Below are 25,795 nucleotides of genomic sequence, written 5' to 3' on the forward strand. Positions count from 1 at the left end.
TTCCCTACAACGCCTGTTTCACAAGGCTCATCAAATATTCTATATTTTTGAGATCAGTGATTTTGGCTTGATAATCGCCGTTGCCCAAATGTCCAAGTTTTGATACATCTCTCATCAACTTCTTTGGGTCGTCTAAATCGCCTATTTTTTTATTGATGAATAACTTTAGCCCACTTTTTTGAATTTCTATATCTGAAATGTTTCGTTTTCCAATCCTAAACGCCACATAATGTTTCTGTGGAACGACCTCTATTTCTGGGGAAAGGTTGCAAATAGCTTGTTTCACTTCTTCGTAAAGTTCCAGCATTTCATCAGGTTTTCCTTCCAGTAAATCTTCTTCGGTATAGGTTTTTAGCTCTTGGGTGATTTCTTCCAACTGCGAATTTCCTTTCTGTGCCGACAATTTTACACTCGGAGCGGCTACCGATTTTTTCAATCCGTTGATGGTGATAATATCGCCCTCAAACTGCTTAATTTCCCAAAGTTCGATGTTCAAATCTTTGAAATCCACTGCTTTTTTCTGATGGGAATTAAAGGCTGGCGACACAAAAACCACTTTACTTTGCGACCAATCTACTTCGTCTTTTTTGAGCGATTTTCCTAAATTTTCGTTGTATTCCAGTACAAAATCGGCTTTATATTGCAATAGGGTACGCAGATAGCCCACGCCTTGGTCAAACACACTGTAATTGTGCGACCGCTTATACTCTATAATCACAAACGATTTGCTTTCGGTGTCAAAAGCCAAAGTGTCTATTCGTTGTTCTTGCACCGAAAACTCAGATTTTACCAGCTCCAAACCTGTAACTTGCTCCAAATTCTGCTCCAATAATCGCTGTATATCGCGTTCCAACTTAAAGGGAATTTCCTTTAAATCTGAAAGAATGTTTTTATTTTTTTTAAAGATTTTCATTTGATTTTTAATAGTAACAGATTATATCATAAATATACAAAATCTTTTATCCTTGTGGTTTAAAAGAAATCTCTACCTGCTTATCATTGATGATATTTTCTATGGCTTTATTTAATATATCTTTTAGTTGCTTAGCGGTTTTATCCAATTCATAAATACCTGCCTGTTCATTGTATATAGCATCTTTTTCCAAAAAATTATCTAGTGTAAATTCTTTACAAGGGTAATTTATTTCAGAATTATGATAAAGTTTGGCAATTTCCTTTTGCTTTTGTTCAGGGAAATTGGGAATATTTATTAATTCAAATTGATAAATAGTAAAACTATCTGCTCCTGAACCTGTAATCGATATATTTTTTATATAACCTTTATGTCTTAAAAAAAACAAAAATTCATTTATAAATATTGTTTTATACAAACTTTGTTCTTCAAAAGATATATGTACATTATCAATATTTGTAATTGTCCTACTAATTTCCTCACAAAATATGATGGACCTCCCCATATCTCCTCTACAAGAAAACACTATTTCTCCTTTTTTTATTTCTTTCAGTTTGTTTGAATTTCCTACATATGTAAAGCTATCTATAGTATGATATTCTGTGAATTGCTTTGACAAACAAAGCCTATAAAACTTTTTGGTATATTTTTCAGAATAGATACTTTTTCCGATATTGCTTTCTTGTAAATTTTGTCCTCTTGTTATGTTTACTTTACCATTATTTAATTCTAAAAAATTACAAACTCCATATTTATAATTCTTGACAATATGGTCAAATTCCTTAAACTCCTTAGAATACAATCCAGTATCCAATCTACCTACTTCTTCTATTTCTGAAATAGTAGGTAGCGAATATTCAAATTGGTTAGGTAATTGATTATCTAAAAGTTCTTTTTCTATATTTTCTAAAATGGCTTGGTGGCGTTGTTTGATAAGTTTTTCCTTATTTATAATGGCTTGAGTAAGTATTTCTATAAACTTTATAGTATTTTCTTTATTATGATTTGGCAAAGGTATTTTACAATCTAAAAATAAAGTTTTAGCATGCCGTATCGTAGCACCTTTGGGTACTATAAAATCTAACTGCTCTCGAAAAATAGGGTGTTTCGTAAATGCTAACAGATAATACTTATGCTCACTTACAGGAAGTTTATACAAAGCCCCTGAAAGCATATAATTTGGATAATCTTTATCTAAGATAACTATTTCCCCAATATTGCTATCTTTTGAAATAATTAAGTCCCCTTCCTTCAAATCCATTTTTACAAAACTACTCGGCATTATCGGTACAGCCGTTTCATTTGTTATTTCTGGTAAATATGAATGCTCTTGTAATGCCTTTGTTCGTATAAAATAATGTGTTGATTGACTTATATAATTCAATGAACCTACTTCTTCTCCTAAATCCTTTCTTTGCAAATTTCTATCTAAAAAATCTTTTACATAAAGAAGATTTTTATTAGAAATACACAGCTCTTTGTATTGAGATGATGATAAGCTATATTCCTTTTCTAAAATAGAAGACAAAGAAATTTCGTCAGGGGCTTTAACATAACTATTCATCCCTACTTATCTTTAATAAAAATGTTTTTTAATGTTTCTTCTTGGCTTTGGCACCATTGTTTAAAATCTTTAATAGTTTGAGAAAAATCCTCATCAAGTATCGCCTTGCCTTCGTTATCTATTTCTATCTCAAAGGTTTCGTAGTTTATTTTGTATGTTGGGGCAAAAAACTTCACACGCTTATTGGTTTTTACCTCATAACCCACTTTTTCTATCCCTCTGAAAAATACTTGATAATTTTGTTCTTTTAGCTTTTCCAACTCTCTTTGAGTAGGTTTATATGCCACAATAATAGAAGTATTTACTCCTGTTTCTGCAAACACATTGGCAGGTAGGTCAAAAATGGCAACGATACGCATTTTGTCCATCAACCACTTTCTGGCAATCTTGTGGCTATCTATACTGGCAATGGAATTGGATAAAACAATACCCATTCTTCCGCCTTCTTTTAAAATACGATATGCATTTTCAAGAAAAACGATTCCTAAATCTATTTTAGATTTATTTTTGGCTTCTTTTTTATGAGAAGTTTGCACAATTTCATTATTGATATTTTCTTTTATATCATTTACTAACAAATCTAACTGAGAAACCTTATTTTTGTACAAATGCCATAACTCATAGCATTCTATCATTTCTAAATCTTTGTTATCTTTGGGAACAAAGGCTCGGTCATCACCAAAAGGGGGATTGGTAAGTACCACATCAAATTTTTTAAGTTGACTTCTGTCAGGTCTGTTATCCCAATCTCCTTTTTTATTCATCGAAGGAATGAGTTCCAAAATATTTCCCGTACTATCAAATTTATGAGACAAAGAACCATAACCTGCTTTGGCTTCTATGGTAGCATTGCCATCTCCGTTAAGAAGCATATTCAAGGTAGCAAGCATCACCATTTGCTCGTCAATATCCATTCCGAAAATGTTATTGTCATCTAACTTGCTATCCGAATTTACATAAGATACCGATAAAAAGTCTGCAATTCCTACGGTTGGGTCAATTACTGTTTCTCCATTTCGTGGATTTACAATGCTTACCAAAAAATCAATTAAAGGCAGAGGCGTAACAAACTGAGCATTTTGGTCTTTTGAAAAAGGAGTTGCAAATTTGTAAAATACCAACTGATACAAATCTGTTTTGTGAGACCTTACAAACGAATAATCTTGAAATTGACTGACAACTTCTATCAATACCTTGATGTGATTTTCATTTTTTACATCCAATGGATTTTCGTGCAAAATACGATAATATGTACCCGACGCATCTTCTCTTAATTTGTTGATTCTGATAATGAATTTCTGTAAATCAGTATCTGCCAAAGTTCTGAAACTTTTTTCTTCTTCTGTAATATAAAAATCTAAAAAGCGAGTATGTTGTTTTTCATTTCTTTTTTCGTCATATATTTTGAGAGATAAAATTTGTATCAGAATTTCAAATCCTTTTTGATTGACCATTCCCACTTTATCCATTGTACGCAAAATGCTACTCATCGCATCATTAATCTGCGTAGAATGTATCCCTGAAATAATATCCAGATTATGGATTCCTCTTTCTGAACGAATAATTTTCTTGGCCTCCGTCCATTCCTTTATCGTGTCAAAATTAGGTATATTGATATATGGGTCTGGCAAATGTAAGGAGAGTTCTTTGGTTTTGCTGTTTTCTCCCTTAGTATTAAATTCTTCACTATAACGCAAAAATTTCCCATTATACTTACGAAACAAATACAATCTCTCCGTATCATACAAAACTCCTAAACAAAAAGTACGATTACTCTCTTTGAGATATGCTTTTAACTGCTTATCCCAAACTTCCAAAACATTTTTATTATTTTCTTTTTTAAATTCAATGGCTACAATTAAATGATCTCTAAGCCATTCCAAACTATCGTTATTTTTATTATTATGATAATCCTTATATTTATCAAACCAGTTTTTATCATCAAAAATAGCCGCATCTATTTTAAGTGGTGCAGAAGATTTATTTCCTTTTGGAAAATGCAATTCAGTACCTATGTAATCTTTTGTAAAAAGCCCTGAATGAATAATGGCATATAAAAATTGCCATTTGTAATATTGCTCGTTTAAGTCTCCTTTTTTATTCCTAAAAGAAGTCTTCTTTCCGTAAGTTAAATGTTCTGATAAAAAACAATCAAACTCATTAACCAATTTATATTGTTTATCAAATTGTTGCTTAGCTTCTGTAAATGTCATTTTCTTTTTTTTATATTATTGTACGAATAAACCTATCTATTCATTTACACCACCACATTCACGATTTTTCCTTTTACGATGATGATTTTCTTTGGAGGATTGCCACCGAGTTGGGCTTGGGTACGCTCGTCTGATAAGATGATTTTTTCCATTTCTTCGGTGGGCATATCCAACGGCAACTCGATTTTGAAACGCACCTTTCCGTTGAACGACACTGGATATTCTTTGGAATCTTCTACCAAATGTTTTTCCTCAAAAATAGGAAACGGCACTCGGCTAATGCTTTCGCTGTGTCCTAAAACTTCCCAAAGTTCCTCGGCGATGTGCGGTGCATACGGCGAAATAAGTACTGCCAAAGGCTCTAAAATCGCTCGTTTGTTGCACTTGATTTTTTGCAATTCGTTTACCGCAATCATAAACGCCGACACCGAAGTATTGAACGAAAAATGCTCAATATCGTACTCCACTTTTTTGATGAGCGTGTGCAAGATTTTGTATTCTTCTTTGGTCGGATTTTCATCAGAAATAGCAATCGTATCGCCATCAAAATAAAGATTGTAGAACTTTTTCAAAAAGCCCGAAACGCCCGTAATTCCGGCGGTGTTCCAAGGTTTTGCCTGTTCCAAAGGTCCAAGAAACATTTCGTACAAACGCAATGTATCTGCTCCGTATTGCTCACAAATATCATCAGGATTCACTACGTTGTATTTGGATTTTGACATTTTTTCTACCTCGTGACCTACGATGTATTTGTCCTCTCCCCCCGCCCTCTCCTTCGGAGAGGGATCTTTTGAGCCTGTTGATGGTGAACTATTTGTAGCATTTACGCCCTTAGTTCCCCCTTCGGGGGTTAGGGGGATTCCACTTTCTAATATAAACTCTGCATTGGCAAAGTCTGGTCGCCATTTTTTGAAGCCTTCTACATCTAATTCCGAAGAAGCATTTACCAACGACACATCGGCGTGAATAGCCTGTACTTTATGGTCTCCGATTTGATTTTTCGATACAAAAGTATTCGTTCCCTCGATGCGATACACAAAGGCACTCGTTCCTAAAATCATTCCCTGATTGATGAGCTTTTTAAACGGCTCTTCTTCTTTAATAAAACCTTTGTCTTTGAGGAATTTATTCCAAAAACGGCTGTACAACAAATGCCCCGTAGCGTGTTCGCTTCCGCCGATGTACAAATCCACCGATTGCCAATAATCGAGGTTTTCTTTTGTGGCAAATTCGTCCTGATTATGAGCGTCCATATAACGCAACCAATACCAAGACGACCCCGCCCAACCTGGCATCGTGTTGAGTTCGAGAGGGAAAATCCTCTCCCCCGACCCCTCTCTCAAAGAGAGGGGAGCAGCAACAACTTTATTGTTATCCGCGTCCCAATACCATTCTTTGGCGTTGCCCAGTGGTGGCTGTCCGTCTTCGGTTGGGAGGTATTTTTCTACTTCGGGAAGTTCGATGGGTAAATATTGCGTATCAATGGTTTGAGGCAATCCATTTACATAATAAATTGGGAAAGGTTCGCCCCAATATCTTTGGCGAGAAAACACCGCATCACGCAAACGATAGTTGATTTTTGCCTCTCCAACGCCCAATTTTTCCAATTCGGAAAGAATTTTTGCGGTAGCTTCTTTGTAATCCATTCCGTTAAGGAAGTCTGAATTTTGTAATTTGAAACCGCCTTTTTCGGTATATGCACCAGCCTCCCCCGACCCCTCCGAAGGAAGGGAATTAAGTTGGAAAATATTGATAATTTCAGGCATTCCTTCCGTCCCAGCGAAATGTTTGGCAAAGGCATAATCACGCTCATCACCTGCAGGAACTGCCATCACAGCCCCAGTTCCGTAACCTGCCAACACATAGTCGCCAATCCAAATTGGAATCGGTTGTTTGGTAATCGGATGCTCGGCATACGCCCCCGTAAACACACCCGAAATGGTTTTGGTATCCGCCATTCTGTCGCGTTCCGAGCGTTTGGAAGTCGCCTCAATGTAGGCTTCGACCGCTGCTTTTTGCTCAGGCGTAGTGATTGTCTTCACTAATTCGTGTTCAGGAGCCAACGTCAAATAAGTTACTCCGAAAATAGTGTCGGGTCTTGTCGTGAAAACCACAATCCCCCGTTCCCCCGAAGGGGGACAAACCGATGCACTTTGCGAAATAGATTCTCTAACATCTGGTTTCGAGGCTAATTTATTCTGAATATTTTCAATAACAACATCTAAATTGCTTATAACTTCTTCATTTGTAAATCGAATTACTTCAAAGCCATACTCATTTAGTATTTTCGTTCTTTCAGCATCTAAAATTTGCTGTTCTTCAGTATTGTGATAACCTCCGTCGATTTCGATAACTAATCTTTTTGAAAGACAAACAAAATCAACAATAAAATCTCCTATAAGATGCTGTCTTCTAAATTTGGCTTCTAATTTTTTAGCACTTAGTTGTTCCCACAAAACAGATTCTGCTTGGGTAGGATTATTGCGCATTTCCTTTGCCTTTTCTATTAGAATATGTGCATTATTTCCTCCTGTCATATAACCTTGCTTAGAAGGTTTATCCGCTTTTGCGGTTGTTCCCCCTTCGGGGGATAGGGGGAATATTACAGAAGCCCCTTGCGATTTTCCTATCCAATTGCGTTGGCTTTCTTTGATGGATTCGCTCCAATCGATTTGCTCCAAACCTTGCAAAAGTCGCTCGGCATAAGCGGTAATTCGCATCGACCATTGGGTCATTTTCTTACGGATAACGGGATGTCCGCCACGCTCCGAAACGCCATTTACGATTTCGTCATTTGCCAAAACCGTTCCCAAAGCCGGACACCAATTCACCTGCGTTTCCGCCAAATAAGTGAGGCGATATTTGAGAAGCATTCGCTGTTTTTCTTCATCGGAAAAGGCGTTCCATTCTTGGGCAGAAAACTCGGGTGTATCTTCGTCGCAAACGGCGTTTACGGCAGTATTTCCTTCTTTTTCGAATATTTTTACAAGTTCAGAAATGTCTTCGGCTTTGTCGCTATCGTTGTTATACCACGAATTGAAAAGCTGAATGAAAATCCATTGCGTCCATTTGTAATAGTCTGGATTGGAAGTGCGTACTTCTCTGCTCCAATCGAACGAAAAGCCGATTTTGTCGAGCTGTTCGCGGTAACGAGCGATGTTTTCTTTGGTAGTTTTTTCGGGATGTTGCCCTGTCTGAATGGCGTATTGCTCGGCAGGAAGTCCAAAGCTGTCGTAGCCCATTGGGTGTAACACATTATAGCCTTTGTGGCGTTTGTAACGAGCGAAAATATCCGAAGCAATATACCCCAACGGATGCCCTACGTGCAAACCCGCCCCCGACGGATACGGGAACATATCTAATACATAATAAGCCTCCCCCAACCCCTCCGAAGGAAGGGCGTCTTTCGAGTTGGGATTTTTGGCTTTGAAAGTTTGGTTTTTAGCCCAATATTTTTGCCATTTGGCTTCGATGTCTTTGTGGTTGTAGTTCATAAGTTATTCCAGACCCTCTGTAAAAAAGAAGGGATTTTTATTAAATGGTTAATATTATTTTCTAATTAAAATGCAAAAGTAATAATTTATTTTGTACCGAGCGGAGAAATAAGCTATAAAAAGAAAAGAACTTGCGGAAAGTCAGTTCGTTATAAAGCAATTGAAACTTCTTCAGAGAGGTAATAAAAATAGGAAGCCGAATGGGTACGTACCCTTTTGCCAACGCATACGCACCGATTGGTTCACGTGAGCGGTCAGTCTGTGAAAAGGCAGATAGTAAGTTACTCGACTATTTCGATATCCACTACAAGTTCTCCTTTATTTTTGTTATCGGTGATGTCCATAAAGGCACGTTTGGTAAGGTCTATCTCGCGTGTTGTCTTTACGGGTCCTCGGTCGTTTACCGTTACGTAAATCCATTTGCCATTGGCACGATTTATTACTTTGAGTTTTGTTCCGAAAGGTAGGGTTCGGTGAGCGGCTGTTTGCTTACTATTATCAAAGATAGTTCCGTTGGCGGTTTTACGTCCGTTGAACTTGTCGTGATAATAGGTGGCTACCACGCTGGTTTTGTAGGGTGTGGTAGGTAACAGATTTGTTTTTTCTGTTTTCTCTTTTTTTTGAGAAGTTATAGTTTTCTTTTTAGTTACAATTGTTTTCTTAGGCATTTTTTTAGTTATTTTTTGCCCACTACACGATGATATTGCCCCCATCATCAATATAAATAGTGAAAAAATAATAATTTTTTTCATCATCTTATTAGTATGAAATTCGAAAAACAAAAGTACAATTTTTTACAAAAAAATCAAAATAGAATTTTTCTGTAATTAAAATCTATCAGTCAGCAGGTATGAGTTCGAATTTTTATTGACGGAATTCCTATCCGCAATTACGGACATTCGTTTTCACTGAGCAGCATTCCGCCATCGATGATTGAGCGTATCGAAGTATACAAAGGTGTGTTACCCACAGAGCTTTCCGAAGATGCCCTCGGCGGAGGAATCAACGTGGTTCTGAAAAAAGATATGCAAAATAATATCACCACTTCATACTCCTACGGCTCGTTTAACACGCACCAATGGGATTTGAACGCAAGTTATCGCAATAAAGAAAGCGGATTCGTGGCAAATCTGTCTTCCTTCTATAATTACACCGATAATAATTATAACGTTTGGGGCGAAAACGTATATGTAACCGACAATAGCACGGGAATTAAAAAATATATCATTGCCAAACGTTTTCACGATAGTTATTATTCTTCGGGGATAAAAGGTAGTATAACTCATAAGAAGTGGGCAGATGAATTGCTCTTAGCTTCTGCCGAACGTGCTATCCGGTTGCCGGGAATTACAGAAATGTTAGGAAATACCAGCGAAAACATCGACCCAAGTCCTTTGCTCAGACCTGAAAATAGCCGAAACCTGAATGTTGGGTTCAATATAGGAAATTTTGATTTTGGGAAAAATGAATTTGGGGCAGAAGCCAATTTTTTCGTGCGAGATATTCACGATATGATTCAGCGAGGAGCACCGCGTAACACAGCCGATTTTTATAGTTTCGAGAATTTGGGCAAAGTACTAAGCAAGGGAGTTGATTTGGAATTGCGATACAATTGGGACAAAAAATTGTTCGTAAATATAGCCGGTTCGTACTTCGATGCCCGATTTAATTTGCAGTACAATGAATACGGAGTCGAATATTTTTATTACAAAAGCCAATTGCGTAACGTCCCCTATCTGACCGGAAATGCCAATGCAGAGTATATTTTCAGAAATATATTTCAGGAAAAATTACGCCTGACGCTGAATTATAATTTTGGCTATACACACGAATTTTTTAAAGATTGGGAAAACTTAGGCTCAGCAAACAAAATCATTATCCCAACCCAAGCGTTGCACGATTTGGGGGTAACGTATACTTTCCCGAATCGGAAATGGACCTTGGCAGTCAATGCAAAAAATATTTTTGATACCCAAGTGTTTGATAATTATGCGTTGCAAAAACCAGGGAGAGCTATTTTTGGGAAGATAACATATTCCGTGTTTTAGTGAGAGATTTTCAAACATTTCGTTGATGTTTTCCCGTAGGGGCGAAAAGTTCCAAACATTTTACTGAAGTTTTCCCGCAGGAGTAAAAAGCTTCAAACATTTCGTTGATGTTTTCTCGCAGAGGCGAAAAGTTCCAAACATTTTACTAAAGTTTTCCCGCAGGGGCGAAAAGTTCCAAACATTTTGCAGATGTTTTCTCGCAGGAGTAAAAAATTTCAAACATTAGTAGATTTGTTTGGCAAGGAGAAAAACATTTATAAAATCGAACCAAATTTAATAATCAAATATAATGAAAAAAAGAAATGTAACATCTAGAATAATAGCTCTGACGATGGTTGGGGCAGGTTTATTCGCCGTAGGTTGTAACAAAACCGGAGACGACCCGATACCTACGCCACCGCCAACAGATGCGGAAATTTTCCATATTGCTTATGGAACAGGTACGGGGGGGATAGGAGATTTGTCCACAGCGACATTATTGCCCTTCACTGATATAACCAAAGGGGAAATCAGTTTCCAAAATAATGGATTTAGACTTCCCGATACTCGTACACACCGTTTTTACACATTAAGCGATGGGAAGTACATATACAATTTGGAATATCAGAATGGGAATATCAAAAAGTATGAAAACACCACATCGCCTTTCTACCAACAAGTAGAAGACAAAGATTCAAGCTGGGAGTCAGAAAACAAATACTGGGGCGTGGCTCGTGTAGATTTGAAGAACAAAACAGCTATCAAGATGAATTTGCCTGAAAACTTGTGGCTTGCTTCAAACCAAAATATGAAATTAGGCAAAGATGGAAAACTTTATGCAGCTATTGCTCCATTAAATGCAAACGGAAATATCTATATTTTTGATCCAAAAAGAGCCGATGCGAACGGCTTTACAAAAGGAGCAACTCTTAAAATCGTTGGCGATGCATTTTATTTAGGAGTGTTTTAAAAAATAAATTGATAAAAATAAAAAGCAACCTTTTATAAAAGGTTGCTTTTTATTTTTATGAAAACATTTCTTTTACTTTTTCAAAAAAGGATTTTTCATTTTTATCAGGTTTTGGTGTAAAATGATTATCATCTACCATTTTTCTGAAAAATTCTTTTTGTTCATTTGTCAAATTTTTAGGTGTCCATACATTAACATGTACAAGTAAATCACCTGAACCATATCCGTTAAGCACAGGTATTCCTTTTCCTTTAAGTCGTAGAATTTTCCCTGACTGAATTCCTTCTTCAAGCTTAATACGAACACGCCCTGTGGCTGTTTCTATTTCTTTTGAAGTTCCCAAAACGGCTTCGGGAAAACTAATATACAAGTCATAATGCAAGTTTTCGCCTTCGCGTTTTAAAGTTTCGTGTTCGATTTCTTCAATGATAACAAGCAAATCGCCTGCTATGCTGTTGGTACCAGGTGCATCGTTCCCTTTTCTATCAACCCGAAGTTGCATTCCATCGACAACTCCTGCTGGAATTTTGATAGAAACCGTTTCTTCAACAGATTTCAGTCCCTGAGCATCGGCATCATTGGACTTTTTATCTATTACTTGACCGCTTCCGCCACAAGTCGGACACGTTGTAGAAGATTGCATACGCCCAAGAATTGTATTCATTTCTCGAACAACACTTCCGTTGCCGTGGCAGGTTTCACAAGTTTTGTATGTAGTTCCTTCGGCTTTTACTTTTCGATGAACTTTTACTTTTTTCTCAACACCATTAACAGTATCAGCAAGTGATAATTTTACTCGAATACGCAAATCGCTTCCTTTGACACGATACGAATGCGAATTGCCTCCTCCAAAACCTCCAAAACCTCCAAAACCACTGAAATGTCCTCCAAAAATATCTCCAAAATCTCGGAAAATATCTTCAACATTGGTATAATGCTTGCCTCCCATACCAGCCCCATCAAATGCAGCATGCCCGTATTGGTCATATTGTGCTCGTTTTTGTTCATCGCCCAATATTTCGTATGCTTCGGCAGCCAATTTAAATTTTTCTTCGGCTTGTTTATCCCCAGGATTTTTATCAGGGTGATATTTTAGAGCCATTTTTCGATAGGCTTTTTTAATTTCCGCTTGTGAAGCCTTTTTATCGACTTCTAATATATCATAAAAATCTTGTTTCATTCTTATTGAATTATAATGCTAAATTACTGACCTACAACTACTTTGGGATATCTAATTATTTTATCACCCAATTTATAACCTTTTTCAACTACGTCAATAATTTTTCCTTTGAGTTCTTCTGTTGGTGCAGCAATTTGCGTAATAGCCTCGTGTATTTCACTATCAAAATTATCAGCAGAAGCGACTTGTATTTGTTCTAATCCTTTGGATTTCAATATATTGAACAATTTATTATAAATAATTTCTACGCCTTTGAGCAAGTTTTCGTCTGCGGATTTAGAAATTTCAATCAATGCTCTATCAAAATCATCTAAAATAGGCAACATTGACTCTATGACATCTTGTCCTGCCGTTTTGAAAAGTTCGATACGTTCTTTGGTTGTTCGTTTTTTATAATTTTCAAATTCGGCAAAAAGACGCAAGAATTTATCTTTCTCTTTGGCTAATTCGTCTTCTTGCGAAATAGATGTCTCTTGTGAAGACTCTTGAGTATTACTCGACTTATTTTCAGTAACTTCCGAGGTATTTTCAGTAATTTCCTCTTGTATATTTTGTTCTTTTTCGTTAGTGGTCATATTGTTTAACTATAATTTATATGGTTGAAGAGATAACAATTAGTTTGCCAAAAAATAGCATCTGACAAATTGTCATTTTTTGAAATAGGTACTAATATAATCAGCAACGCCTTCCTCTTTATGATGCTTTGTAATTGCTTTACAAACCGCTTTCACAGAAGTATGAGCATTGGCAACAGCCACGCCATGCCCTACGTTTTTAAGCATTTCAATATCATTAAAATTGTCTCCAAAAGCCATTACTTCCGATAATGAAAAAGGGTAAATTTTATCCAAAATCATTTTAACACCTGTAAGTTTAGAAACCTGAATATCAGCCACTTCTATATAAGTTTCTTTGGCTCTGTAGATATGTGTATTTGTATTCAATTTTTCGTTCAAATAAGCAAACATGGGTTCTATGTAAGAAACCTCACCCATAAGCATTACTTTATGAGCTCCTTTTCCTTCATTGTACCACTTGTTAAGCACTTCTTTATTAGAAAGTATTTCGGGAGAAGTTTGTGTATTATGTTCTTCTCTTTTTGCCCAAAAATCATACGAAGGAGCATACCAATCATCAGCATTGTACAAGCTTATATGTACTTGATTATCTGCTTTTTGTTCATTGTATTGAATCAAAGTTTCAATTATCGAAAGAGGAATTTCAACCGAATGTAATACCTCTTGTTTGTGCTTTACCAAAGCTCCATTGTAAGCAATAAGGGGTTCGTTTAAAATATCTAAACGTTCTTGTATATAGTACATTTGCTTAGGCATTCTTGCTGAAACAAGTATAAAAGGAAGTTGATTTTTGATTTTTTTCACTTGTTCGATGGTGTATTCTGATACTTGACGTTCATCATTGAGTAATGTTCCATCAATATCAGAAAAAATAATTTTAATACTCATTAGTTTTGCTAAATTTGAGGTGCAAAGTTACATTTTTATCCTAATATACAAAAATAAATAGCTCATTATCACTATAAAAACCAAGATAAAACACGATATTTTAGCAAAAAATAAATTATAATGATAAAATTTTTTGCTGTTTCAATCTAAAAATGTAATTTTGTGCAACTTATAATTATATAACACATAAGAATATGGATACAAATAAATTCTCCGTAAGACACATTGGTGTTTCAGCAGAAGATTTGCCTGAAATGCTACGAACTATCAAAGCCAAATCGTTGGAACAACTTATTGAAGAAACCATTCCATCTGACATTCGCTTAACAAAAGATTTTGAACTTCCTCAACCTTTGAGTGAATACGAATTTGCCCGACACATCGCTCAACTTGCTCAAAAAAATAAGGTATTCAAAACCTATATAGGACAAGGTTACAACGAGGCAATAACTCCTGCAGTAATTCTCCGTAATATTTTTGAAAACCCTGGTTGGTACACAGCTTATACACCCTATCAAGCAGAAGTAGCACAAGGGCGACTTGAAGCTCTTTTGAACTATCAAACAATGCTAGTTTCGCTTACAGGCATGGAACTTGCCAACGCTTCTTTGCTTGATGAAGGCACAGCAACTGCGGAGGCTATGACTATGTTTTTTGAACTTCGTTCACGTGAGCAAAAAAAACAAGGTATCAATAAATTTTTTGTTTCAGAATTTGCTTTTGCTCAAACTATAGCCGTTGTTAAAACTCGTGCAAAAGCATTAGGAATAGATATCGTCGTAGGTAATGAAGAAACATTTGATTTTTCTACGGAATATTTTGGTGCTTTTATCCAAAATCCAAACAAAAATGGAGAAGTAAAAGATTTGGCTGATTTCGTTACTAAGGCACATCAAAAAGAAATTAAAGTAGTTGTTGCTGCCGATTTGTTAAGTTTAGTTCTGCTCAAAGCACCTGCATCGTGGGGTGTTGATGCCGTTGTTGGAACAACACAACGTTTCGGTATTCCATTAGGATTCGGAGGTCCACACGCTGCTTATTTTGCTACCAAAGATGAATACAAACGAAATATCCCTGGTAGAATAATCGGAGTTACCAAAGATGCCAATGGAGATATGGCGCTTCGTATGGCTTTGCAAACACGTGAGCAACACATCAAGCGAGACAAAGCTACCTCAAACATATGTACAGCACAAGTATTACTGGCTGTTATGGCTGGAATGTACGCTGTATATCACGGGCCACAAGGGTTACGCAATATAGCCGAACGAGTACATCTGTCAGCTGCAACTTTGGCTGAAAATCTAAACAAATTGGGGTATGAAATTTTGTCAAAGGAATATTTTGACACACTCATTATAAAAGCAGAAGAGGAAACGATACGACCTATCGCTGAAAAAGCCGAAATCAATTTCTACTATATTGATAAAAATCGTATCAGTATTTCGCTTAATGAAGCGACAACTTTAGATGATTTGAATGCAATTATAGAAGTATTTGCCAAAGCAAAAAATACTTCATATACAAAAATAACTGAATTAAAAACTCATTTTGTTTTAAATGAAAAACACCTGCGAACCGATGCCATTTTAACTGATAAAGTATTCAACTCCTATCATAGCGAAACTGATATGATGCGCTATATCAAAAAGTTGGAACGCAAAGATTTATCGCTCAATCATTCGATGATTTCGTTAGGATCTTGCACGATGAAGCTCAATGCTGCTACTGAAATGTTGCCTTTGAGTTCCTCTGCATGGGGGAATATTCACCCATTTGCTCCAAAAAATCAAACAGAAGGTTATTTAGAATTATTGTCTAACTTAGAGCTTTATCTTTCTCAAATCACAGGTTTTGCAGGAACTTCTTTACAACCCAACTCGGGAGCTTCGGGAGAGTATGCAGGACTTATGGTTATTCGTACATATCAACAAAGCAAAGGCGAAGGACATCGTAATGTTTGTTTAATTCCCGCTTCAGCACACGGAACTAATCCCGCTTCGGCAGTAATGGCAGGAATGAATGTTGTAGTTACTAAAACTGACCCACAAGGAAACATTGATGTAGCTGATTTACGTGAAAAAGCTGAACAATACAGAGATAATCTTTCTGCTCTGATGGTTACATATCCTTCTACGCACGGAGTTTTTGAATCATCAATCAAAGAAATCTGTCAAATTATTCACCACAATGGTGGTCAGGTTTATATGGATGGAGCCAATATGAATGCCCAAGTAGGATTCACCAATCCAGGAACTATTGGTGCCGATGTTTGCCATTTGAATTTGCATAAAACCTTTGCTATACCTCACGGAGGTGGTGGTCCTGGTGTAGGACCTATCTGTGTGGCTAAGCACTTAGTTCCTTTCTTACCTGCCAATATCTTAACAGGTAATCTAAAAAATAGAGATGTGATTTCTTCAGCCCCTTATGGTAGTGCTATGGTGTGTCTAATTTCATATGCATATATCCGAATGTTGGGTACAGAAGGACTTAAAAAAGCTACACAATATGCTATTTTGAATGCAAACTATTTGAAAGAAAAACTAAAAGATTTTTATCCAATTCTTTATACAGGGGAAAAAGGAAGAGCCGCTCACGAAATGATTTTGGATTGTCGTGAATTTAAACAAAAACACATCGAAGTGATTGATATTGCCAAGCGATTGATGGATTACGGTTATCACGCTCCTACGGTTTCTTTCCCTGTTGCTGGAACACTTATGGTAGAACCTACCGAGAGTGAAAGTAAAACCGAATTGGATAAATTTATCGCCGCAATGCAAAGTATTCGCAAAGAAATTGATGCGATAACCGATGAGAATAACCCTGTGAAGAATGCTCCTCATACATTGGCTATGCTTACCGCCAATACGTGGGAATTCCCTTATACACGTGAGCAAGCAGCTTTCCCTCTTTCATATTTGTACGAAAACAAATTCTGGCCTTCGGTTCGCCGTGTTGATGATGCTTATGGAGATAGAAATCTGATATGCTCTTGCCCTCCTATAGAAGACTATCAATAAGGATAATTTCACAGATTTCATATTTTTCAGAAGGGGAATTATTTTGAAATTCCCCTTTATTATTAAAAAAATTCCCCTTTATTATTAAAATTTTACGTAAAAAAATAATTCCCTTTTTAATGAAACTATTTTTTCTATATTTATTTTTTTTATTCACTTCGTTTTCTTATGCAGGAATTGATAATTTACTTCCTAAGCCACAGCAAGTTGAGGCCAATGGTGAGCATTTTTCTTTGCGAAAGGTACAACTCCTTACGCCCGTGTTACAAATGCAATGGGAGAATTTTATCGCCGAAATGGGAGGAGCTATTTCCGATAAGGCAAAACAACGCATTGAAGTTGAGTTTGTTGCAGATATTCCACAGGCACGACTAAATAAGGAGGAAGCCTACACTTTGTCCGTTTCCAAAAACAAAGTACATATCAAAGCAATTACCGAAAAAGGCGTATACTGGGCAATGCAAACTTTGCGTCAATTGGCTGTAAAACAAGGTAAGAAAACCACTTTTGAAGGTTGTACCATTGTGGATTATCCGGCTTTTCGCATTCGCGGATTTATGCAAGATGTGGGGCGTACGTTTATCTCTTTGGACGAACTAAAAAAAGAAATTGCAATACTTTCTCAATATAAAATCAATGTTTTTCATTGGCATCTGACGGAAAATCAAGGGTGGCGATTGGAAAGCAAAAAGTACCCAATATTGAACGAAGCGTCAAGTTATGAACGCTCACACGCACAATTTTACACCTTGAACCAAGTCAAAGAATTGGTCGAGTTTTGCAAACAGCATAACGTGATGCTCATTCCTGAAATAGATATGCCAGGACATAGTTTAGCATTCCGAAAAGCATTCAAATACGATATGCAATCTGCAGAAGGAACGCAGATTTTGAAAGAACTTTTGGAGGAAATGTTACCTTACTTCGATGTGCCTTATTTTCACATCGGAACGGACGAAGTAGAATTTACCAACCCGAATTTTGTTTCCGAAATGGGGCAATTTATTCGCGAACGGGGCAAAAAAGTAATTTCGTGGAATCCAGGGTGGCATTACAAGGAAGGAGAAATCGATATGACGCAGCTTTGGAGCTATCGCGGGAAAGCTCAAAAGGGAATTTCTGCTATTGATAGTCGTTTGCATTATATCAATCATTTTGATGCTTTTGGCGATGTGATAGCGTTGTATAACAGTCGAATTTTGAATGTTTCTGAAGGAAGTAACGACCACGCAGGAAGCATCGTAGCGGTGTGGCACGACCGATATATTCCTGATGAGCAAGAGATTATCATTCAGAATAATTTCTACCCAGCATTACTCGCATTGGCGGAACGTTCGTGGCTGGGCGGTGGCACAGAATATTTTGACGGAAAAGGCACGATTTTATCTTCTAAAACCGACCCTAATTTCGTCGCTTTTGCTGATTTTGAGCACCGAATGTTATGGCATAAAAAACAGAATTTTAATAACTTACCATTCGCTTACGTAAAGCAAACCGATATGCAATGGACCATCACTGAACCTTTCCCAAATGAGGGTGATTTAACAAAATCTTTTCCGCCCGAAAAATCCTTCGCCGACACCTATATATATAATGGTAAAACGTATAACACGCAAAAAACTATCGGGGCGGGGATCTATTTGCGGCACGTGTGGGGAAATATCGTCAAATCGTTATATGACAATCCGCAACCAAACCATACAGCGTATGCCTATACGTATGTGTATTCTCCTAAAAAGCAGACTGTTGGGCTTTGGGCAAGTACGCAGAATTACAGTCGTTCCGAGAAGGATTTGCCTCCACCACAAGGAAAGTGGGATTACAAAGAAAGTCGCATTTGGATAAACGATACAGAAATACAACCGCCCGTTTGGAAGTCTTCCCATACGGAAAAATCCGAAGAAACACCGCTGACCAATGAGAATTTTGAAGTCCGCCCACCGATTGCCGTAACACTCAATAAAGGTTGGAACAAAGTGCTGATAAAGCTCCCAGTCGGAAAATTTTCTACCCTCGAAGTGCGTTTGGTAAAGTGGCATTTTAACTTTGCTTTTGTGAGTTTGGACGGAAAAACTGAGGTGGAAGGATTAAAATTTGACACTACGAATTAAATAATTTCATTCTTTTATCAAAAATGAACATACTATTTACTTAAAATTAGAGTATAAAATAATATTTTGTTCGTAAAAATTTCATTTTTAATAATCAATATTGTTTTTCAATATCTTTACCGAACAACACGTATACTACCTTTTCGATTATGATTTCTTTTGTCGCCAACTTTATTGATTTTGTATGAAAAACTAATCATATAGTATTGTTTAAGTATCAATTTTTGTGAATCTTGTACGTAATCTTGAGTGATAGTTCGCCAAGTGTCTACTGTTTGATTAAGCAAATCGAAAGCTTTGAGTTGCAAAGTGGCTTTTTCATCCAAAAATTTGTAACCTAAACTCATATTCCAATAAAAGTATGTTTTTCTAAAACCATCGCTTATGTATGGCAAATACGAAAATTCAATATCGTTACCAAAAATTACATTTTTAGGAACATAAATAGTAATTCTAAATGAAGTTTGTTGTTGGGTATAACTCTGATTTTCAAAAACATCTAAATTGTATTTTGCTTTACTAAAAGTAGGATGATATACCAAATTCAAATCTATTTTTTCATCATAATTATATTCCAATCCTACAGAAGGAGCTATGTTATAATGAGTTATCGCATAACGAGTTCCATTACTGAATAAATTATTTTTATTGATATTCCCCCAAGTACCTAACCGATACCCTATTTTGTTTTTCTCTACTTTATATGATTTGTTAAAATATGCACCTCCATCTATCGAAAAATCATCATCAATATTAGTGTAGGTAGTTTTTCGTGTCAGATCATTGTTAGTAAGTGTTACAGAAGTGATTTTATCTTTCTGAAAATCAGCTCTTAACGAAGTAAAAATTCCCGATCGTGTTTCCCAATTGTAATTGTTAAAATCAATACGGAAAGTATTGCTAAATGTAGGTTTCAAATCTGGATTTCCAGTAAATGTATGCAAAGGATTATTCACATTATCAATAGGTTGCAATTGATTTACGCTCGGCACACGAGTATGAGTATTGTAATTAAAATTTAAAGTAATTCCTTTTTTGATTTCATATCCCATCCGAAACCTAAAATTCGGATTTCGAAAAGTTTTATCTAAAGCTAAATTACGTAAAAAATCCTGATTTTCAAGTCGAGTGTAAATGACTCCCACTTCACCATTAAAACGAATTTTTCCTCTTCTCCATTCTAAACCAATTTCAGGTTGATGTTGTGTGTTTTCCGTTAGAAAATCAGAACTCAACAAATTATTAAAATTCAGATAATTTCCATTTATATCTGAATCATAGGTATTTATGTTACTTTTTATATCAGTTTTCGAAAATTTATAACTGGTTTTCAGTAATAAATCTTTGTATAGGGGATAGCGCAAATTTGTCCGAAAATAATAATTATCACTTTTGCTATCGGTATCTTGCTGTTGGTTACGCACTTGCAAAGAAGTATTATTTCCAAAAATTTCACGCGTGTTGTAAAGTGTTTGTTCTTTTTCCGAACGACTGTTACTATTTCCCAACGTCACTCCCCATGAGCCTTTTGTGCCTTTAAATCGTCGATTAAATGACACCCAATTGTTGAACAACATTCCATAATTTTGCGAATAACTTTTTGAAATGCTTTGATTTACAATGGATTTAAGATTGTCGTACGAAGTTTCTTCACTTCTGTTATGGTTGTTTCCTCGATTTATAGAAAGTTGTGGATGCACCGAAATCTGCGTGAGCGAATCAATTTTGTACTCTAAATCAGCCCGTGCAGAATGCTTATTGCTCCACGAATCATTCCACTGTTCGTTTCTTGAAAAATAGTGACGATTGGGTAGCGTAGTTTCACGGTCATTTCGTGAATAATTTTCGTTATCGTTTTGAGAATAAAAATAATTGGCATCTATTTCCATATTTTTGCTGTATTCATCCACGTAATTAATTCCTCCTATGTGCGATTTGTTAAACCCATCATTACCTCCAAAATTCATTCCATCAATAGAAACGCTTCTTCTTGATACAGAAAAATTTTGCACATTGCTCATCATTCCAAATATTTCGTCAAATTCAAAACCTAATGTATTGATATTGTTAGAGCTACCTAATACAGAAACTCGGGTTTTGTCTTGAAAATAATTTCCAAATCCGTTGAATTCATAGCGATCTTTTGTTCCATAACCTGCCGATGTTCGACCAAAAAAACCTTTGTTTTTATCTTCTTTCAAAATGATATTTATTGATTTATTGTTAGGGTCGCCTTCTTCCTTAGTAAATTTTTGCTCTTTGGTTTTGGTGTCACTTACTTGAATTTTTTTAACAATATCTTTGGTAAGATTTTTTGTAGCAATTTTTGGATTATCGAAGAAAGGTTTTCCATTTATTAAAATCTCATTTACGGATATTCCGTTTATGGTAATATTTCCTTGTGTATCTACCTCAACACCAGGTAAGTTTTTTAGTAATTCTTCTATTGTCGCATCGGGTCTGAGCTTAAAGGCATCGGCATTGAACTCCAACGTATCCTTCTTAATTGTGATAGGAATAGCCTCAGAAGATACTGTTACACCTTCTAATTCAAGTGCTTGTGTTTCTAACACTATTTTCCCTAAGTTAAGAATAGTTTTGGAATGTTGAATTTTTTTTGAAAGATGTTTTTCCCACATGAGTGATAAATAAATCCATTTCTTGCTCTCGGTTTTTTCCTTTTAGATTGAAAAATCCTTTGGCATCTGTAATTGTGTAATTCACTAACATAGAATCTTTTACAGATTTTAAGAAGACAGTTGCCGCTTCAATAGGCTTTTGAGTTTCTTTGTCATATACTTCGCCTGTTATGGTAAATTGCTGGGCAGAAACAATCAATGTCAAAAAAAACATCGTTACAAAAATAATTTTTCTCATAATGGCAAAGTTACTTGAATATGTTCAATATAATAGTATATCTTGTTTGTATAATATTTCACTTAGTTAGCCCTATTATAAACAAAAAAATATCCATTAATTTTAGTGATACAAAAGAGTCTTTCGTAAAAGATTTTCTTAAAAAAATATTAGACAAGTTTCCTTTTAACGGAATTCATTGTTTTAATGATTTATTTATACAAATGTTTCATAGCGTTTTCTTCCTGACGGATACGCACCGCTAAAATAACTAAATAAATCGGAAATAATACATAAAATGTCAAAGAAGCCTTGCACAAAAGAGCCATTCCTATAAGTTCTGGCAAAATGTTTAAAAAGTAATTCGGATGCTTTATCCATTTGAATAAGAAGGATTTATTCATTTTATGCTCTGGAAGAATATATATTTTGAGTGTCCAAACCTCTCGCAATTGGTAGATGACATAAAATAGCATCACATAGGCAAAAACAAGCAATACTATGCCCCATTTGGAAGTGCTATCCAGCGACAAATTATCGTTGTGAATAGCTTCAAATAAACACAAAAAATAAAACGCAATATGGGCAAGGGTCAGCAATATTGAATTTACTCTTCCGTATTGCACTCCCCCAAAAGCTTTGATGCGTTTCTCATTTCTTAATGAAATACCCAATGAAATTAGCCGCAAAGCAAAAAAACAACAAAATAAAATAACTACTTCTTGCATCTTGATTTTAATTTTTTATAATGAATTTATTTCTTTACTAAAAACAAAGATTTTATTTCTCTACCATATCAAGAAAAACTGAGAAAAGATAGCCTTCCTCTCATCGAAAACTACTTCAATACATATATTCAGTTTCCTACTTCCATCGACTTTGATCGTCCTGACAGGTCATCAATTTGTGTCTGTTAAACCCTAATATCAGTCTACCCAAATGCACTTTTTTGTTTCCAATTTTATTTTTTATAATTTTGATACCTTATTATCAAAATTGATAAAGTAAATGTATCTCGTTTAAGTCTTTTTTCAAATCAATTCCCGAAATGATAATTTTGTGTCTGTCAAAACTCAACAATACAACTCCTTCATCCAAAAGTTTTACAATTATATCGAGTAAAAAGTACGTATTTAATCTTTTTGCTACCCAAGTTTTGTAACCACTTATTTTTTGATTATAGAAAGTATAAAAAATATAGTTTCCAGTCTTTTTATGATGAAAAACTTCTGCTTGAAAACTTTCACAACGTCTTTTCCATCGTCAATAAGTGTAATAAATTCTCAAATTCACTAACTTTTTTTCATTTGATGATTCTATTTTGAACAAAGCAGTATCTTTTTCGTTAACTTTAACTATCTATATTATCAGTCATCAAATATTATTATATTCTGTTTGCTTTTTCCTATTGTACGAAGTCAAAAGAAAAAATACCAATCAAAAAAGTAACTAAAAATGTGAAGTTTGTTAATAGTTTTATAATTGTTATGCATCATAATTTGCACTTAAATTTCTAAAAAAGAATTTTAAAATCTCCTGTTTAAAACAGAAAATCTCGGGACAAAGGTACTAATTTTTTAAGAAATATGATATTTTTCTTATAAGTTTGACTTCCAAAATAATTATCCATATCCCCAAAATTAGGAATTATTGAAAAATATCTATTGAATAATAAACAAATAGTAATCAATCTTTTAAAAGTATTCATTTTAAAAAAATTTGGTCAAACAATATAATTTATATACTTTTGCATTAAATATTTCGGTGTGTAAAACAATAATTTATGCAACAAATTTTATCCAAATATTTACCTGAGAAAGCTGTAATTCCTTGTTTTGAACTCATCAAAAATTATGAAATATACTTAAAAATTGTCAATGAACGACAAACTCGACACGGAGATTATCAGCGTTTACCAAGTGGTCAGCATAAAATAACTATCAATGCAAGCCTTAACAAGTATCGTTTTCTAATGACTTTGATTCACGAAATAGCTCACTTAGTAACCATATTAAAGTATGGAAAGGAAGTAAAACCTCACGGAAGGGAATGGAAACATACATTTACTTGTTTGATGGTACCTTTTTTACGACCAGAAATTTTCCCTTCATCATTGCTTCCCTTGTTAGCACAACATTTTAAAAATCCGTCTGCAAGTAGCGATATTGATGTAAAATTGTCCCTAGCAATGAAAAAATATGACAAACAAGAACGATTGAAAAATTATGTTTTTGAATTGCCCATAGGTAGTTACTTTCGTACAAATGATGGTAAAATTTTCCAAAAAGGAATAAAAAAAGTAAAACGCTATCAATGTACCGAAGTGTATTCAGGACGTAGTTATGTGGTACAACCGCACGCAATGGTTGAAGTATTGACTAATTTTAAAAAATAATTATTATGAAATCTAATTACTATGCAGTAATAATGGCAGGAGGCGTAGGAAGTCGTTTTTGGCCAGTAAGTACAGGGGCTTTTCCTAAGCAATTTCATGATATGTTAGGAGCAGGGCAAACTCTTCTGCAAAAAACCTATTCTCGATTAGCTCAGTTTATCCCCGAAGATAACATTTTGATACTTACCAACAAAGCATATCACAATTTGGTCAAAGAGCAAATTCCGCAAATTTCAGAAGAAAATATTGTTCTTGAACCATCTATGCGCAATACAGCACCTTGCATTTTGTATGCTTCAATGAAAATAGCTAAACGTAATAAAGATGCGGTAGTTATTGTAGCTCCATCTGACCATTGGATTGAGCAAGAAGTTGTTTTCCAAAGAGATATAGAACATTGCTTTTCTATCTGCAAAAAGCAAGATGTACTGATGACTCTTGGTATTACACCTGCTTTTCCTAATACAGGTTATGGATATATTCAATATGATACTACTTCACAAAATTCTGCTAAGCGAGTCGTTCAATTTACCGAAAAACCTAATTATTTCAAGGCAAAACAATTTATTGAGGCAGGAAATTATTTGTGGAATGCAGGGATTTTCGTATGGAATATTCAGAGTATTATAAAGGCTTTCAAAGAATATCAACCACAAATGTATCTCCTTTTTGAACAAGGCGAAAATAGTTACAACGCACCACAAGAATCAATTTTTATCTCAGAAAACTACTCAAAAGCAGAAAATATTTCTATTGATTATGCAATAATGGAATCTTCTACTAATATTGTTGTTTTTCCTGCCAATTTCGATTGGAACGACTTAGGCACATGGGGGTCTTTGTACGAAAAACTTTCCAAAGACGATATGAAAAATGCGGTTGTCAATGCCCAAGTTCTTTTTAAGAATTCAAGCAATAATATTGTCCGTACCGATTCCAAAAAAATGGTAATTGTTGATGGTTTGGAAGATTATATTGTAGTTGATAAACCTTCTGTACTGATGATTTTTCCAAAAAGTAAGGAGCAAGAAATCAAAGAACTTCTGAGTGAAGTAAAAGAAAAATTTGGTAATGAGTTTTCTTAAAATATTGAACAATGAATTTACATCATATTTATCTTATTATTCATCTACTTAGCGCAACTATTTGGGTAGGAGGACACTTAGTTTTAGCAATAGGTTTCTTACCTAAAGCTCTTAAAAACAACGACTTTGGATACATTCAACGTTTTGAAAAAATCTATGAACCTATCGGAATGCCTTCTCTACTGTTACTTGTAACAACAGGATTTCTGATGACTTATGATTTTAACATAAAATACAATGCTTGGTTTTCGTTTTCTAATCCGCTCGAAACCATAGTTTCATTAAAACTTATCGGATTGCTTCTTTCGATGAGTTTTGCTATCAGTGCTCAAACACGTGTCCTTCCTAAATTGGCTAAAGGTAATTTGAAAAAACTTCCAGAAATGGCTTTTCATATCATTAGCGTTACGCTTATTGGAGTCATACTACTGATTTTAGGAAGTTTTGCACGCTATGGAGGCTTTTCTTTATAAAAGAATTTGATTTTAAATAAAA

At 35.2% G+C, this 25,795-nt stretch carries 18 protein-coding genes; 7 read left to right on the forward strand and 11 right to left on the reverse strand.

Going from position 1 to position 25,795, the window contains the following annotated elements; translation table 11 throughout:
- Positions 1–4: 4 nt before the first annotated feature.
- From OO775_RS02635 to OO775_RS02655, 5 genes are all read right to left on the reverse strand, one after another.
- Entirely contained in the window at positions 5–913 is a 909-nt protein-coding gene (locus OO775_RS02635) for a DUF5655 domain-containing protein (RefSeq protein WP_264845457.1), read from the reverse strand.
- A gap of 46 nt (positions 914–959) precedes the next feature.
- Entirely contained in the window at positions 960–2,477 is a 1,518-nt protein-coding gene (locus OO775_RS02640; protein ID WP_264845458.1) for a restriction endonuclease subunit S domain-containing protein, read from the reverse strand.
- A gap of 2 nt (positions 2,478–2,479) precedes the next feature.
- A complete protein-coding gene (locus OO775_RS02645) occupies positions 2,480–4,690 on the reverse strand; it encodes an HsdM family class I SAM-dependent methyltransferase (protein WP_264845459.1) in 2,211 nt (736 codons plus the stop codon).
- 44 nt (positions 4,691–4,734) lie between these two features.
- On the reverse strand, positions 4,735–8,184 hold the full coding sequence (locus OO775_RS02650) for a leucine--tRNA ligase (protein ID WP_264845460.1): 3,450 nt from the start codon (positions 8,182–8,184) through the stop codon (positions 4,735–4,737).
- A gap of 281 nt (positions 8,185–8,465) precedes the next feature.
- Positions 8,466–8,936, reverse strand: coding sequence for a septal ring lytic transglycosylase RlpA family protein (locus OO775_RS02655; RefSeq protein ID WP_264845461.1), 471 nt, complete (start codon positions 8,934–8,936; stop codon positions 8,466–8,468).
- 114 nt (positions 8,937–9,050) lie between these two features.
- Between OO775_RS02655 and OO775_RS02660 the strand changes: the two genes are divergently transcribed.
- The gene (locus OO775_RS02660) at positions 9,051–10,232 is read left to right on the forward strand and encodes a TonB-dependent receptor domain-containing protein (protein WP_264845636.1); all 1,182 of its coding nucleotides are present in this window, start codon (positions 9,051–9,053) and stop codon (positions 10,230–10,232) included.
- Positions 10,233–10,521: 289 nt separating this feature from the next.
- Positions 10,522–11,181, forward strand: a complete 660-nt coding sequence (locus OO775_RS02665) for a hypothetical protein (RefSeq protein WP_264845462.1) — start codon at positions 10,522–10,524, stop codon at positions 11,179–11,181.
- A 55-nt stretch (positions 11,182–11,236) separates the two neighbouring features.
- On the opposite strand, the gene dnaJ is transcribed toward OO775_RS02665, so the two are convergent.
- From dnaJ to OO775_RS02680, 3 genes are all read right to left on the reverse strand, one after another.
- Positions 11,237–12,361, reverse strand: coding sequence for a molecular chaperone DnaJ (dnaJ, locus tag OO775_RS02670; protein ID WP_264845463.1), 1,125 nt, complete (start codon positions 12,359–12,361; stop codon positions 11,237–11,239).
- 23 nt (positions 12,362–12,384) lie between these two features.
- On the reverse strand, positions 12,385–12,936 hold the full coding sequence (locus OO775_RS02675; protein WP_264845464.1) for a nucleotide exchange factor GrpE: 552 nt from the start codon (positions 12,934–12,936) through the stop codon (positions 12,385–12,387).
- Between the two features lie 72 nt (positions 12,937–13,008).
- Complete coding sequence (locus OO775_RS02680; protein ID WP_264845465.1) at positions 13,009–13,827, reverse strand: HAD family hydrolase; 819 nt, start codon at positions 13,825–13,827, stop codon at positions 13,009–13,011.
- Between the two features lie 194 nt (positions 13,828–14,021).
- Between OO775_RS02680 and gcvP the strand changes: the two genes are divergently transcribed.
- Both gcvP and OO775_RS02690 read left to right on the forward strand, forming a co-directional pair.
- A complete protein-coding gene (gene gcvP / locus OO775_RS02685) occupies positions 14,022–16,853 on the forward strand; it encodes an aminomethyl-transferring glycine dehydrogenase (RefSeq protein ID WP_264845466.1) in 2,832 nt (943 codons plus the stop codon).
- A 119-nt stretch (positions 16,854–16,972) separates the two neighbouring features.
- Positions 16,973–18,964, forward strand: a complete 1,992-nt coding sequence (locus tag OO775_RS02690) for a family 20 glycosylhydrolase (protein WP_264845467.1) — start codon at positions 16,973–16,975, stop codon at positions 18,962–18,964.
- Positions 18,965–19,080: 116 nt separating this feature from the next.
- Here the strand turns inward: OO775_RS02690 and OO775_RS02695 are convergent, their stop codons facing one another.
- The 3 genes from OO775_RS02695 to OO775_RS02705 form a co-directional block, all read right to left on the reverse strand.
- Positions 19,081–21,537 carry a TonB-dependent receptor gene (locus tag OO775_RS02695; RefSeq protein ID WP_264845468.1) on the reverse strand — a complete coding sequence of 819 codons (2,457 nt, stop codon included), beginning with the start codon at positions 21,535–21,537 and terminating at the stop codon, positions 19,081–19,083.
- Between the two features lie 13 nt (positions 21,538–21,550).
- A complete protein-coding gene (locus OO775_RS02700; protein ID WP_264845469.1) occupies positions 21,551–21,841 on the reverse strand; it encodes a carboxypeptidase-like regulatory domain-containing protein in 291 nt (96 codons plus the stop codon).
- Positions 21,842–22,032: 191 nt separating this feature from the next.
- Positions 22,033–22,548: an isoprenylcysteine carboxyl methyltransferase family protein gene (locus OO775_RS02705; RefSeq protein ID WP_264845470.1), complete on the reverse strand. Its 516-nt coding sequence runs from the start codon at positions 22,546–22,548 to the stop codon at positions 22,033–22,035.
- Positions 22,549–23,603: 1,055 nt separating this feature from the next.
- Here OO775_RS02705 and OO775_RS02710 point away from each other — a divergent pair.
- The 3 genes from OO775_RS02710 to OO775_RS02720 are packed head-to-tail and all read left to right on the forward strand — an operon-like array spanning position 23,604 to position 25,773.
- Positions 23,604–24,215 carry a SprT-like domain-containing protein gene (locus tag OO775_RS02710; RefSeq protein ID WP_264845471.1) on the forward strand — a complete coding sequence of 204 codons (612 nt, stop codon included), beginning with the start codon at positions 23,604–23,606 and terminating at the stop codon, positions 24,213–24,215.
- A 5-nt stretch (positions 24,216–24,220) separates the two neighbouring features.
- Complete coding sequence (locus OO775_RS02715) at positions 24,221–25,300, forward strand: mannose-1-phosphate guanylyltransferase (protein WP_264845472.1); 1,080 nt, start codon at positions 24,221–24,223, stop codon at positions 25,298–25,300.
- 11 nt (positions 25,301–25,311) lie between these two features.
- A complete protein-coding gene (locus OO775_RS02720; RefSeq protein ID WP_264845473.1) occupies positions 25,312–25,773 on the forward strand; it encodes a copper resistance protein CopD in 462 nt (153 codons plus the stop codon).
- Positions 25,774–25,795: the final 22 nt, after the last annotated feature.

It is taken from the genome of Capnocytophaga catalasegens (genome assembly GCF_026005215.1).
Lineage (GTDB): Bacteria > Bacteroidota > Bacteroidia > Flavobacteriales > Flavobacteriaceae > Capnocytophaga > Capnocytophaga catalasegens.